The organism is Pigmentiphaga humi, from assembly GCF_900606115.1.
GTDB classification, from domain to species: Bacteria; Pseudomonadota; Gammaproteobacteria; order Burkholderiales; family Burkholderiaceae_B; genus Pigmentiphaga; species Pigmentiphaga humi.
The window spans coordinates 121,207-133,349 of the sequence record NZ_UWPJ01000016.1; the positions used below are offsets into that span (position 1 = coordinate 121,207).

Sequence of the window (12,143 nt, forward strand, 5' to 3'; positions counted from 1 at the left end):
TCGACAGCCTGACGACAGCATGCGCCCCAATTTCCTGATGTTCATCGTCGACCAGCTATGCGCCGACCATCTCGGCTGCTATGGAAACGCCACGGTGCGCACTCCCCATATAGACGGACTCGCGAACCGCGGATGGCTGGCCACGAACGCGTATGTCACAACCCCCATATGCATGCCCAACCGCGCCAGCCTGATGACCGGCCGCATGCCTTCGGCGCACGGCGTCCGCCACAACGGCCTTCCGCTGGGCATGGATGCCGTGACCTTCCCCGAACTGCTGCGCGCAGAAGGCTATGCCACCTCGCTGATCGGCAAGTCGCATCTGCAGACGATGACCGATCACTTGCCGCTGCCCCACCCGCTGCGGCCGCGCCAGGCCCGCGACGGCGCCAGGCGCTATCCCGGCGACTATTCCCAGGAGTGCGTGGCGAACTGGCGCGCCGAGAACTACCGCATGTCGCTGCCGTACTACGGCTTCGAACAGGCTGAGATCGCCATTGAGCATGGCGACGACATCAACGGGCACTATCGCCAATGGCTGCGCGGCGTCTGTCCTGAAGGCGAAGCGCTGCTCGGCCGGCAACACGCCCTGCCCTCCGGCTACGAACTGGCCAAGGCCGGCCAGGCCTGGCGTACCCGCATCCCTGAAGCCTTCCACCCCAGCGCCTGGATCGCCGACCGCACCAGCGAACGCCTGCGCGAGTACGCGCAACAGGAGCTGCCGTTCTTCGTCTACGCATCCTTTCCCGACCCCCATCACCCCTACACGCCGCCGGGCAAGTATTGGGACATGTACAAGCCGGACGACATGCCGCTGCCCGCCTCCTACCACTCCGCCAATCCCCCACCTCATCTCGCGTGGCTAAGAAACGAACGCGAACAAGGCCGGGCCCACAAGACGTCCATGGCCTGCTTCGCCGCCACAGAGAGGGAAGTGCGCGAGGCGATCGCGCTGAACTACGGCGCCATGAGCTTCATCGACATGAACATCGGACGGGTCCTGCGCACACTGGAGGATTGCGGGCTGGCGGAAAACACCGTCGTCATCTTCACGTCCGACCACGGCGAGTACGCCGGCGATCACCAACTGCTGTTCAAGGGCTCGCTCCACTATCGCAGCCTCGTCCGCACTCCGCTGGTCTGGGCCGCGCCAGCGGGCAGGCAGCGGCAGGAAACCGCCATGGTCTCCACGATCGATCTCGCGCCCACGATACTCGAGACCGCCGGCGTCGCCCCCTGCAACGGCATGCAGGGCCGCTCTTTCGCCGCATCCGTCGCCGGCCGGGCCTACGACGGCCATGAGGCCGTCCTGATCGAAGAAGAGGGCCAGCGCACGTATTTCGGTTTCCAGGCGCCCGTCAGGATGAAAAGCCTGATCGACGCACGCTACCGGCTCAGCCTCTATGAGGGCGTGGACTGGGGCGAACTCTACGATCGCCGGGACGATCCGCTCGAATGCAGGAACCGATGGAACGATGCCGCCTTCGCGTCGATCCGGCAGGCAATGATCGAGAAGCTGCTCAGGGTCTCGATGGCCCATGCGGACACGGCGCTGAGTCCTCTTGCGGTCGCCTAGCGCCCATCACCCATCCCACGACAGGAGACATCATGATTTCGCTCAAGACACTGGCCTGGTCCAGTGCCATCCCGCTGCTGGCCGCCGGCCTGGCCGGCGCCCACGCCGGCGACTGGCCCGAACGCCCCGTCAAGCTCGTCGTGTCCCACGCCCCCGGCTCGAGCACCGACATCGTCGCCCGATACGTCGCCAGCAGGCTGGCGCAGACATGGCGCCAGCCCATCGTGATCGAAAACAGGCCGGGAGGACAGAACATCATCGGCGCCCAGGCTGCCGCCCGCGCCGCGCCGGACGGCTACACGCTGTTCTACGGGACGACCGGCGCCATCACGAGCAATGCATACACGATCAAGAAGCTTCCCTATGACCCCGCCGCGGACTTCGTCCCCATCCGGTTCATCGCCTACAGCCCGTTCATGGTCGCCGCCAGCCCGGCCCTGCCCGCCGCCGACCTGAAAGAGGCGCTGTCCCGATCCCGGCAGCACCCCGGCAGCCTGCGCGTCGCGACCGAAGGCGCCAAGACCTTCTCCGGCATCCTCGGAAGCGCGATCGCGGCGCTGGCGCAGGCCGACTGGGTCGCCGTGCCGTATTCCAAATCCTCGGAAGCCTTGCAGGACACCATGGCGGGACGGGCGGATCTGGTCATCCTGCCCGCCGCCGTGGTGGCTCCGCATATAGAGACAGGCAGGTTGCGCGTCCTGGCGGTCAGCACCGCCTCCCGGCTGGCGAACGCGCCGTCCATCCCGGCGCTGGGGGAAACGCTGCCGGGATTCGGCATGGCGGGCTGGCACATGCTCATGGCGCCGGCCGGGACGCCCGCCGCAATCGTGAACCGCCTGAATCAGGAATTGAATGCCGTACTGGCCAAACCGGAAGTCGCGGCGCACCTGGCCTCGCTCGGCATGGCCGCCGCCCCGGAGCTTGCAAGCATCGCCGACAACCAGGCGTTTCTGAAACGGGAGCGCGACACCTGGGCAGGGGTGGTCGAGCAAATCGGCTTGCAGCCGGAATAACCGCCCCGGCGCCCGGCCGGGCCGCCAGGAAGGAAAGCGCCCCACAGAAGGGGCGCTTCGATGCCTACTTGCGGACCGCCAGGTTGCCCGGCAGGCTGGACAGGTAGGCGGAAACGTCGTCGATGTCCTTGTCGGACAATTGCACGGCGAAAGCGCCCATGATCGGGTTCTTGCGGACGTTGGCCGACGAGGCCGCGCCCGACTGCCCGCGGCGGTAGGCCTTGAGCGCATGCGCCAGGTAGTCGGCATGCTGGCCGGCCAGTTGCGGATAGCTGGGATCGATGGACGACTTGGCGTCGGCCCCGTGGCACGAGGCACAGTTGATGCGGTCGAACACGGCCTTGCCGGCGCCAATGTTGCCCGCGGCGTGGGCCTGGCCCACGGCCAGGGACAGCAGAGCGCCGGCAGCGGCGGCGAAAATGCGCTGGGTGTGGTTCATGGTCGGACGCTCACTTCAGGCTGGAGTAATAGGCGGCCAGATCGGCGATGTCCTGTTCGGACAGGCTCTTGGCGATGCCAACCATGGTGGGGTGCGTCCTGGACTCGCTGGCGTATTCCTTCAGCGCGGCCTCGATGTACTTGGCATTCTGCCCGGCGATCATCGGTACGTGGTAGACCTCGGGAAAGCTGGACTTGTAGCCGCGTATGCCGTGGCAGCCTATGCACATGGAAATCTTGTCGCGGGCGGCCTGGGCATTGCCGGTGACGGCCTCAGGGGCCGCGGACTGGGCGGCAGCCGAACCCATGATCGCACAGGCGGCCAGCGCGGGCAGGGCCCGCATCGTTATGCTCAACTTCATTAGAACGCTCTATCAGAATCAACGGAACCCGCCATCTGGCGACGGCGGGCGGCGGAACGACTGAGCGGCAACGCCCGGCCCCCACAGGCCAACGAAGCGTCTCCGGGCGAGAACCGCCTTGGCGCTGCTGGCCGGCGGCTCTCTGGTTTTTACTTCTTATCAACTGTCAATGATACATCAGGAAGCGCCGCCAGCCGCACCCTCATCGCCATTCGCACGGCGGCGCTCCCGCCGTCGGCCGGACTTTTCTATACTGGACGCTCGATCCCCTGCCGCGCCCGGCGCCGCCAGCCCATGCCCCAGAACGCTTCCTCCCCCGCCCGCCGCTTCGACGGCACCGACAGCTACGTCGCCACCGGCGATCTCACCCTGGCGGTCAATGCCGCGCTGACGCTCGAGAGGCCGCTGCTGATCAAGGGCGAGCCGGGCACCGGCAAGACCATGCTGGCAGAGGAAGTCGCCCGCGCGCTGGGCCGGCCGCTGCTGCAATGGCACATCAAGTCCACCACCAAGGCCCACCAGGGCCTGTACGAATACGACGCGGTCTCGCGCCTGCGCGATTCGCAGCTGGGCGACGAGAAAGTCCGCAACATCGAGAACTACATCGTGCGCGGCGTGCTGTGGCAGGCTTTCGCCGCGCCCGAGCCGGTGGTGCTGCTGATCGACGAGATCGACAAGGCCGACATCGAATTCCCCAACGACCTGCTGCGCGAGCTGGACCGCATGGAATTCCACGTGTACGAAACGCGCGAGACCGTGCGCGCCGTGCACCGGCCGCTGGTCATCATCACGTCCAACAACGAAAAAGACCTGCCCGACGCATTCCTGCGGCGCTGCTTCTTCCACTACATCCGCTTCCCGGACAAGGAAACCATGCAGCGCATCGTCGAGGTGCACTACCCCGGCCTGAAGAAACAGCTGCTGTCGGCCGCGCTCGACAGCTTCTTCCAGGTGCGCGAAACGCCCGGCCTGAAGAAAAAGCCCTCGACCTCCGAGCTGCTGGACTGGCTCAAGGTGCTGCTGGCCGAAGACATCCCGCCCGAAGCCCTGACCTCCGCCGACCGCGACGCCGCCATCCCGCCTCTGCACGGCGCCCTGCTCAAGAACGAGCAGGACGTCCACCTGTTCGAGCGCCTGGTCCTCATGAACCGCGGTGGCAGACGGACATGAACCGCTTGATTTCCAACGTCACGATCCAGGATGGCGCGTCCCGATCCAGGGTGCCGCGGATCCGGCTCCGCCGGTCCGCCAGCACCGCCCCCTGGGGGGCGCGCGTCAGCGCGTAGGGGGGAGCCTCCACATGCCTCTAGATTTCTTCTACCACTTGCGCAGGCACCGGCTTCCGGTGTCCATCAAGGAATACCTGACGCTGCTGGAGGCGCTGTCGCGCCAGGTCGTCGCGCCGTCGGTGGACGATTTCTACCTGCTGGCGCGGCTGACTCTCGTCAAGGACGAAAGCCACTTCGACCGCTACGACCGCGCTTTCGCCAGCTATTACAAAGGCGTCGAGGCCGCCTTCCCGCCCGGCAAGGACATCCCTGAAGAATGGCTGCTCCAGCGCTTCCAGCGCGAGCTGTCCGACGAGGACAGGGCGGCCATCGAGAAACTCGGCTGGGACAAGCTGATGGAGCTGTTCCGCCAGCGGCTGGCCGAGCAGAAGGAGCGCCACGAAGGCGGCAGCAAGTGGATAGGCACGGGCGGCACCTCGCCGTTCGGCAGCGGCGGCTACCATCCCGAAGGCATACGCATAGGCAAGGAATCCGGCGGCAACCGCACGGCGGTGAAGGCCTGGGACATGCGCAGCTTCCGCGACTACGACGACCAGGTCGAGCTGGGCACGCGCAACATCAAGGTCGCGCTGCGCCGGCTGCGCCGCTTCGCCCGCGAAGGGGCCGAGCAGGAACTGGACCTGGACGACACCATACGCAGCACCGCGCGCAACGCCGGCCACCTGGACATCCGCATGGTCCCGGAGCGGCACAACGCGGTAAAGGTGCTGATGCTGCTGGACGTGGGCGGCACCATGGACAGCCACGTGGCGCGCATCGAGGAGCTGTTCTCGGCCGCCCGCAGCGAGTTCAAGCACCTGGAGGTCTATTACTTCCACAACTGCCTGTACGACCGGGTCTGGCAGAACAACCGCCGCCGCCATGCCGAGCGCACCGACACCTGGGACCTCCTGCGCAAGTACAACGCCGACTGGCGGCTGGTCTTCGTCGGCGACGCCACCATGAGCCCCTACGAGATCCTGCAGCCGGGCGGCTCGGTCGAATACCACAATGAAGAAGCAGGCGCCGTCTGGCTGCAGCGCATGGCCGCCGCCTATCCGCACTTCGCCTGGCTCAATCCGGAACCGCAGGGACTCTGGCCCTACCGGCAGTCGATAGACATCATCCGCAAGCTGCTGCAGGACCGCATGTATCCTGTCACGCTGGACGGCCTGGAGCGCGCCATGCGGCAGCTCTCGAAATAGGCGGCACGTCATTCGCGCCGATTCCGGGAACGCTGCCGGGATCCGGCACTCCAACTCCCTTTCCGAACGATACGACGCATCCCATGCCATCATCGCTCACCGCTGTCTCCCCACTGCCCTTCACCCGCGCCCTGCTATGCCTGGCGCTCTCCGTGGCGGCGCTGTTGCCGCCCGCAGGCCAGGCGGCACCGGCCGTCCAGTCGGCGCCAGCGGCCAGCGCCAAGCAGGCGGCGCAGAAGGTCACCTCGGTCGAAGGCATCAACGAATACCTGCTGCCCAACGGCCTGCGCGTGCTGCTCGCGCCCGATCAGTCCAAGCCCACCACCACGGTCAACATGACCTATCTGGTCGGCTCGCGCCACGAGAACTACGGCGAAACCGGCATGGCCCACCTGCTCGAACATATGCTGTTCAAGGGCACGCCCACCATGCGCAACGCGCTGGCCGAGTTCTCGCGCCGCGGCCTGCAGGCCAACGGCAGCACCTGGACCGACCGCACCAACTACTTCGCCAGCTTCGCCGCCAACGCCGACAACCTGGACTGGTATCTGAAGTGGCAGGCCGACGCCATGGTCAATTCGCTGATCGCGCGCAAGGACCTGGACTCGGAAATGACGGTGGTCCGCAATGAGATGGAAAGCGGCGAGAACAATCCGTTCCGCGTGCTGATGAGCAAGATGCAGGCCGTGGCCTACCAGTGGCACAACTACGGCAAGAACACCATCGGCGCGCGCTCGGACGTCGAGAACGTCGACATCGGCCGGCTCCAGGCCTTCTACCGCACCTACTACCAGCCCGACAACGCCGTGCTGATCGTCTCGGGGCAATTCGACGAAGCCCACACGCTGGCCGCGATCTCCCAGACCTTCGGCAAGATCCCGCGCCCCAAGCGCGCGCTGCCGCGCCTTTATACCGTGGAGCCCGTCCAGGACGGCGAGCGCAGCGTGACGCTGCGCCGCAGCGGCGGTTCGCCGCTGGTGGCCGCCATGTACCACGTGCCGCCGGGCGGCGCGGCCGACTCGGCGGCGGTCGACATGCTCGCCGGCATCCTGGGCGACGCGCCCTCCGGCCGGCTCTACAAGGCGCTGGTCGAGACCCGGCTGGCCGCCTCGACCTTCGGCTTCACCTTCGACATGCACGACCCGGGCCTGGTGATGCTGGGCGCCCAGCTGCAGCCCGGCGCCGACATGGACGCCGCCCGCGCCAGGATGCTGGAGACCCTGGAGTCGGTCAAAGAGCATCCCATTACCGAGGAAGAACTCGAACGCGCCCGCACGCGCTGGCTCAAGGACTGGGACATGGCCTATAGCGATCCGCAGAAGGTCGGCGTGTCGTTGTCCGAGAGCATCGCCCAGGGCGACTGGCGCCTGTTCTTCCTGGCGCGCGACCGCATCCGCGCGCTCAAGCTGGCCGACGTGCAGCGTGTCGCGGAAAGCTACCTGCTGCGGGCGAACCGCACGCTCGGCACCTACCTGCCGACCGACGGCCCGCAGCGCGCCCCCGCCTCGCAGCCGCTGAATCTGCAGGCCGCGCTCAAGGACTACAAGGGCGATCCCGACTTCCAGCAGGCCGAGGCCTTCGACGCCACGCCGGCCAACATCGACGCCCGCACCCAGCGCAAGACCCTCGACCTGCCCAACGGCCCGGTCAAACTGGCGCTGCTGCCCAAGTCCACGCGCGGCCACCTGGTCAACGCCCAGTTGGTGGTCCAGTTCGGCGACGCCGATTCGTTGCGCGGCCAGCGCGCCGTCTCGCAGGCGGTCGGCGCCCTGCTCGACAACGGCACCGCCACCATGACACGCCAGCAGATCGATGACCGCTTCGATGCGCTGCGGGCCGACGTCGGCTTCAGCGGTGGCGGCACCGGCGTCTCGGTCGGCATCTCCACCACCCGCGACAACCTGCCCGCGGCCGTCGAACTGGCGCTGGAAGTGCTGCGTACCGCCAACTTCCCCGAAGACCAGCTGGACGAGTACAAGCGGCGCGGCCTGGCCTCGCTGCAAAGCGCGCGCCAGGAACCCACCGCGGTCGCCTCCCAGGCCCTGGCGCGCCACCGCAACGCCTATCCGCCCGAGGACCTGCGCTACACGCCCAGCTTCGACGAACAGGAAGCCGAATATCAGGCCCTGACCCGCGATGCGCTGGTGCAGTTCCACGACCGTTTCTACGGCGCCGGACGCATCCGCTTCGCCGCCGTGGGCGACTTCGACCCGGCCGGCGTCGAGCAGGCGCTGAGCAAGGGGCTGGCCGGCTGGAAGCAGGCCCCGGCCTATACCCGGGTGCCCAATCCCTACCGCGAGGTGCCGGCCAAGCGCTTCGACCTGTCCCTGCCGGACAAGGCCAACGCGTTCTACCTGGCCGCCCTGCCGGTGCAGTTGCAAGACACCGACGCCGACTACGCGGCCGCCATGCTGGCCAACTACCTGCTGGGTTCGTCGGAAACCTCGCGCCTGTGGATGCGGGTGCGCGAACGCGAGGGCCTGTCGTACAACGTGCGCAGCTCGCTGTCGGTCTCGTCCTACGAGCCGTCCAGCCAATGGTCGATGTATGCGATCTATGCGCCCAGCAATCGCGCCAGGCTCGAAACGGCGATCAAGGAAGAAACCGAGCGCGTGCTGCGCGAAGGCTTCACCGAAGAAGAGGTCAAGGACGGCATCGCCTCGCTGATGAACCTGCGCCACCTCGCCCGCGCCCAGGACGCGCGCCTGGCCGGCGCCTGGTCCGATTACCTGGACCTGGACCGCACCTTCGCGTTTGCCGCCGAATCCGACCGCAGGCTGCAGGCCCTGACGGCCGCGCAAGTCAACGCGGCGCTGCGCAAGTATTTCAAGCCGGAAGACTTCAGCACGGCCGTGGCGGGTACGTTCCAACCCTGAGGCCTATACTGGCCCTACGCGGGGGCGCCTCAGGCGGGGCGCCCCTTTTTTCTTGTCCCGCCATGCCCAGACGCCCCGCCACACCCTTCGCCCCGCCGCACAAGCAGCGCCAGGCCGCGCGCAACGCGTTGCTGTGGGTCTTCGAGCCGCTCGAGCGCGACCCCGGCTATCTGTGCAAGCGCATGTTCGGCTGCCATGCCGCCTACCTGGACGACGTGCTGTATTTGGTAGCGGCCGATAGAGAAGAGCCGTGGAGCGGCCTGCTCGTCTGCACCGCGCGCGATCAGCATGCCGCGCTGGTGCAAGCGCTGCCGGCGCTGCGGCCGCACGCGGTGCTGGGCAAGTGGCTTTACTTGCCGCAGGACGATTCCGCTTTCGAAAGCGTGGCCGCGGCCCTTGCGGACCTGGCGCTGGCACGGGATCCCCGGATGGGCGTGGCCTCTTCGCCGCGCTCGCGCGGCGGCACGCGCGGCAGTTGAGCAGCGCAGCGGGCGAGCGGCCTCAGAGCAATTCCATGCTGTCCAGCTCCTCGCGCAGGGTTTGCACGAAAGCCTGCGCCGCGGGCGACAGGCTGCGGCCCCGTTTGCTCACCAACGAGAAATCGATGGGCACCCGCGGCCCGACCAGGCGGCAGCGCGTCAGGTTGTCGTAGGGCATGCGCGCAGCCAGCGCCGATGCCCACACCGATACCCCCAGGCCGCCCGCCGTCATCCAGAAGGCTGAGGACAGGAAATTGACCTCGTGCGCCACGTCCAGCGTGACGCCCGCGCTCAACGCCGCGGCGTCCATGCGGCGCCGCACTCCGTAGCCCAGCCCCTGCCGGACCGCGATCAAAGGCTCGCGCGCCAGTTCACGCCACCGCACCTGCCGACGCCGCGCCAAAGGGTGGTCGCGCTCGCAGACGAGGCACAGGTGATCGCGCAGCAGTACCCGCGTTTCCACCTGCGGATCTTCCTGCTCGGGGGTGCCTATGCCGAAATCGACCTGCTCCGATGACACCTTGGCCAGGAACTGGTCGGGCGCGCAGTCTTCCAGTACCAATCGCACCTGCGGGTGGCGCTCGCGGAAACGGCGCACCGCGCCCGGCATCAACACGGCCCCCACGGTTGCCGTGGCAGCCACGCGCACCCGCCCGGCCCGGCACAGGCCCAGGTCGTCCATGCGCTCGCCCAGCCCGGCGACGTCCCCGAGAATTCGCTCGGCCACGCCGATGGCCTCGTGAGCGGCATGGGTGGGAATCAGCGCGCGCGCGGTGCGGTCGAACAAGCGCACGTTCAGAACCGACTCCATCTGCCTGAGCATCACGCTGATGGCCGGCTCGGTGACCGCCAGGCTCTTGGCCGCGCTGGCCAGCTTGCCGAAGCGGTAGACGGCGACGAACGCCCGCAGCTGCCGCAAGCTCAGTTGGGTTTCGATGCTCATTAAGTTTTTTTCAATCTTCGATCAGAAAGTTTCGATTGGATTTATTGCCGGCGCGCGCTTCAATGCCTGCACCGCGAGCCGGCACCGACGCCGCCTACTGTAAGCGCCGGCCGGCCGCCGCGCCATACCGCACACGAACAGGACCCCATGCAGACAGACCTCGCCTCACCGTCCGCCCAGGCCGCGCACGCCGAAGAATGGCAGACGCGCGTCGACCTCGCCGCCTGTTACCGCCTCCACGCGCGCTACGGGTGGACCGACCTGATCTACACGCACATTTCGGCGCGCGTGCCGGGCGCCGACGAGCATTTCCTGCTCAATCCCTTCGGGCTGATGTTCGACGAAGTGTGCGCTTCCAATCTGGTGAAGATCGACATCGACGGCAACATTGTCGCGCCCACGGTCCACCCCATCCACCGCGCGGGCTTCGTCATCCACAGCGCCGTGCATGCGGCCCGGCCCGACGCCCGCTGCGTCATCCATGCGCATACGCGCGCAGGCATGGCGGTATCCGCCATGAAATGCGGCCTGCTGCCGCTCACCCAGCATGCCATGTTGTTTCACGGCAGGGTGGCCTACCACGACAGCGAGGGCCTGGCCAACAACATCGATGAACGCGCGCGGCTGGTGGCCGACCTGGGCGACCGCCCCGTGATGATCCTGCGCAACCACGGCACCCTGGTCGCCGGAGCCACCATCGGCCAGGCCTTCGCCATGATGTGGCATCTCGAAATGGCCATGCAGGCCCAGGTGGATGCGCTGGCCAGCGGCCGGGAACTCACGCTGCCCTCGCCCGATCTGGCGGCGAAGATATCGGCCGCCGGCTTTCGGCCACCGGGCACGCGCCGCTCGGACGGCACCGTCAGCCCGCTGGGCAATCTCGAATGGCCCGCGCTGCTGCGCATGCTGGACCGTACCGACCCGTCCTACCGCAATTGAAACGAGCCCGGCTCAGGCCGGAACAACCAGAACGCCGCGCGGCGCGACTCGCGCGCAAGGAGACATGCATGTTCAATCGCTACCGCAACCTGCTCGCAGGCGCGGCCGCCGTGCTCGCCCTGGCAGCCGGCCCCGCCCAGGCCTATCCGGATAAACCGATACGCATCATCATTCCCTACGCGCCCGGCGGCGGCGCGGACGGACTCTCGCGTCTGCTCGCACAACGCCTGGAGAAAACCCTGGGGCAGCCCGTCCTGGTGGAATCCCGCGCGGGCGGGAACACCGTCATCGCCGCGCAGGCCGTGGCACGGGCGGAGCCGGACGGCTATACGCTGCTGATGACCGGCGGATCGACCATGTCGCTGATCCCGTTGACCAGCAAACAGGTGCCCTACGACGTGCGCGCCGACTTCGAGCCGGTCAGCATGCTGTCGAAAGGCCCCTATCTGCTATGCGTCTCGGCCGAACTCGGGGTGGGCACGCTGGACGAAGTGCTGGCGCGCGCGCGTGCCCAGCCCGGCGCGATTTCCTACGCCTCGAACGCCATCGGCGGGTCGGCGCACCTCGGCATGGAGCTGCTCGCCCAGCGCGCCCAGGTGAAGCTCAACCACGTTCCGTACAAGGGCTTCGCTCCGGCCATCGCCGATGTCGTGGCGGGCCGAACGCCCCTGGCCATGCTCGATCAGGCCACGCTCGGAGGATTCGCCAAATCAGGGCGCATCAAGGTGCTTGCCGTCACCTCGCCGGAGCGCTCCAGCATGTATCCGGACGTGCCGACCGTGGCGGAACTCGGCTTTCCCGGCTATGAGCTCGAGACCTGGTTCGCGCTCTATGCCCCCGCGCGCACACCCGCGCCCATCCTCGACAAGCTGGGCAACGAGGTGCGCGCCTGGCTGGCCATGCCGGAGGCTCGGCAGGCGCTGGCGGCGCTGGGGCAGGAAGCCGCGTCGTCAAGCGCGCAAGCCGTGCGCGCCCGCATCGAAAGCGAACAGCAATCCTACGGACCGCTGATCGCGGCTGCGCAGATCCGGACGGAATAAGGCC

General features: G+C 67.5%; 11 protein-coding genes. 8 read left to right on the forward strand and 3 right to left on the reverse strand.

The window, feature by feature from the left end; translation table 11 throughout:
* Positions 1 to 19: 19 nt before the first annotated feature.
* Both PIGHUM_RS09720 and PIGHUM_RS09725 read left to right on the forward strand, forming a co-directional pair.
* A complete protein-coding gene (locus tag PIGHUM_RS09720) occupies positions 20 to 1,576 on the forward strand; it encodes a sulfatase family protein (RefSeq protein ID WP_124079379.1) in 1,557 nt (518 codons plus the stop codon).
* 32 nt (positions 1,577 to 1,608) lie between these two features.
* Positions 1,609 to 2,589: a Bug family tripartite tricarboxylate transporter substrate binding protein gene (locus PIGHUM_RS09725; RefSeq protein WP_160142227.1), complete on the forward strand. Its 981-nt coding sequence runs from the start codon at positions 1,609 to 1,611 to the stop codon at positions 2,587 to 2,589.
* A gap of 64 nt (positions 2,590 to 2,653) precedes the next feature.
* Here the strand turns inward: PIGHUM_RS09725 and PIGHUM_RS09730 are convergent, their stop codons facing one another.
* Together PIGHUM_RS09730 and PIGHUM_RS09735 are read right to left on the reverse strand one after the other, a co-directional pair.
* Positions 2,654 to 3,028 (reverse strand): c-type cytochrome, encoded by a 375-nt coding sequence (locus tag PIGHUM_RS09730; RefSeq protein ID WP_124079381.1) that lies wholly within the window; start codon positions 3,026 to 3,028, stop codon positions 2,654 to 2,656.
* 10 nt (positions 3,029 to 3,038) lie between these two features.
* On the reverse strand, positions 3,039 to 3,389 hold the full coding sequence (locus tag PIGHUM_RS09735; protein WP_124079382.1) for a c-type cytochrome: 351 nt from the start codon (positions 3,387 to 3,389) through the stop codon (positions 3,039 to 3,041).
* Positions 3,390 to 3,683: 294 nt separating this feature from the next.
* On the opposite strand from PIGHUM_RS09735, the gene PIGHUM_RS09740 reads away from it, so the two are divergent.
* The 4 genes from PIGHUM_RS09740 to PIGHUM_RS09755 all read left to right on the forward strand — a co-directional run bounded on the left by PIGHUM_RS09740 (position 3,684) and on the right by PIGHUM_RS09755 (position 9,217).
* A complete protein-coding gene (locus PIGHUM_RS09740) occupies positions 3,684 to 4,559 on the forward strand; it encodes an AAA family ATPase (RefSeq protein WP_124079383.1) in 876 nt (291 codons plus the stop codon).
* A 130-nt stretch (positions 4,560 to 4,689) separates the two neighbouring features.
* Positions 4,690 to 5,862: a vWA domain-containing protein gene (locus PIGHUM_RS09745; RefSeq protein ID WP_124079384.1), complete on the forward strand. Its 1,173-nt coding sequence runs from the start codon at positions 4,690 to 4,692 to the stop codon at positions 5,860 to 5,862.
* Positions 5,863 to 5,945: 83 nt separating this feature from the next.
* Positions 5,946 to 8,738 carry a M16 family metallopeptidase gene (locus tag PIGHUM_RS09750; RefSeq protein ID WP_124079385.1) on the forward strand — a complete coding sequence of 931 codons (2,793 nt, stop codon included), beginning with the start codon at positions 5,946 to 5,948 and terminating at the stop codon, positions 8,736 to 8,738.
* A gap of 62 nt (positions 8,739 to 8,800) precedes the next feature.
* Entirely contained in the window at positions 8,801 to 9,217 is a 417-nt protein-coding gene (locus PIGHUM_RS09755) for a hypothetical protein (RefSeq protein WP_124079386.1), read from the forward strand.
* Between the two features lie 22 nt (positions 9,218 to 9,239).
* Here PIGHUM_RS09755 and PIGHUM_RS09760 read toward each other — a convergent pair whose 3' ends face one another.
* Complete coding sequence (locus PIGHUM_RS09760; protein WP_124079387.1) at positions 9,240 to 10,160, reverse strand: LysR family transcriptional regulator; 921 nt, start codon at positions 10,158 to 10,160, stop codon at positions 9,240 to 9,242.
* Positions 10,161 to 10,307: 147 nt separating this feature from the next.
* Here PIGHUM_RS09760 and PIGHUM_RS09765 point away from each other — a divergent pair, with 147 nt between their 5' ends.
* Entirely contained in the window at positions 10,308 to 11,099 is a 792-nt protein-coding gene (locus tag PIGHUM_RS09765) for a class II aldolase/adducin family protein (RefSeq protein ID WP_124079388.1), read from the forward strand.
* Between the two features lie 68 nt (positions 11,100 to 11,167).
* Complete coding sequence (locus tag PIGHUM_RS09770) at positions 11,168 to 12,139, forward strand: Bug family tripartite tricarboxylate transporter substrate binding protein (protein WP_160142228.1); 972 nt, start codon at positions 11,168 to 11,170, stop codon at positions 12,137 to 12,139.
* Positions 12,140 to 12,143: the final 4 nt, after the last annotated feature.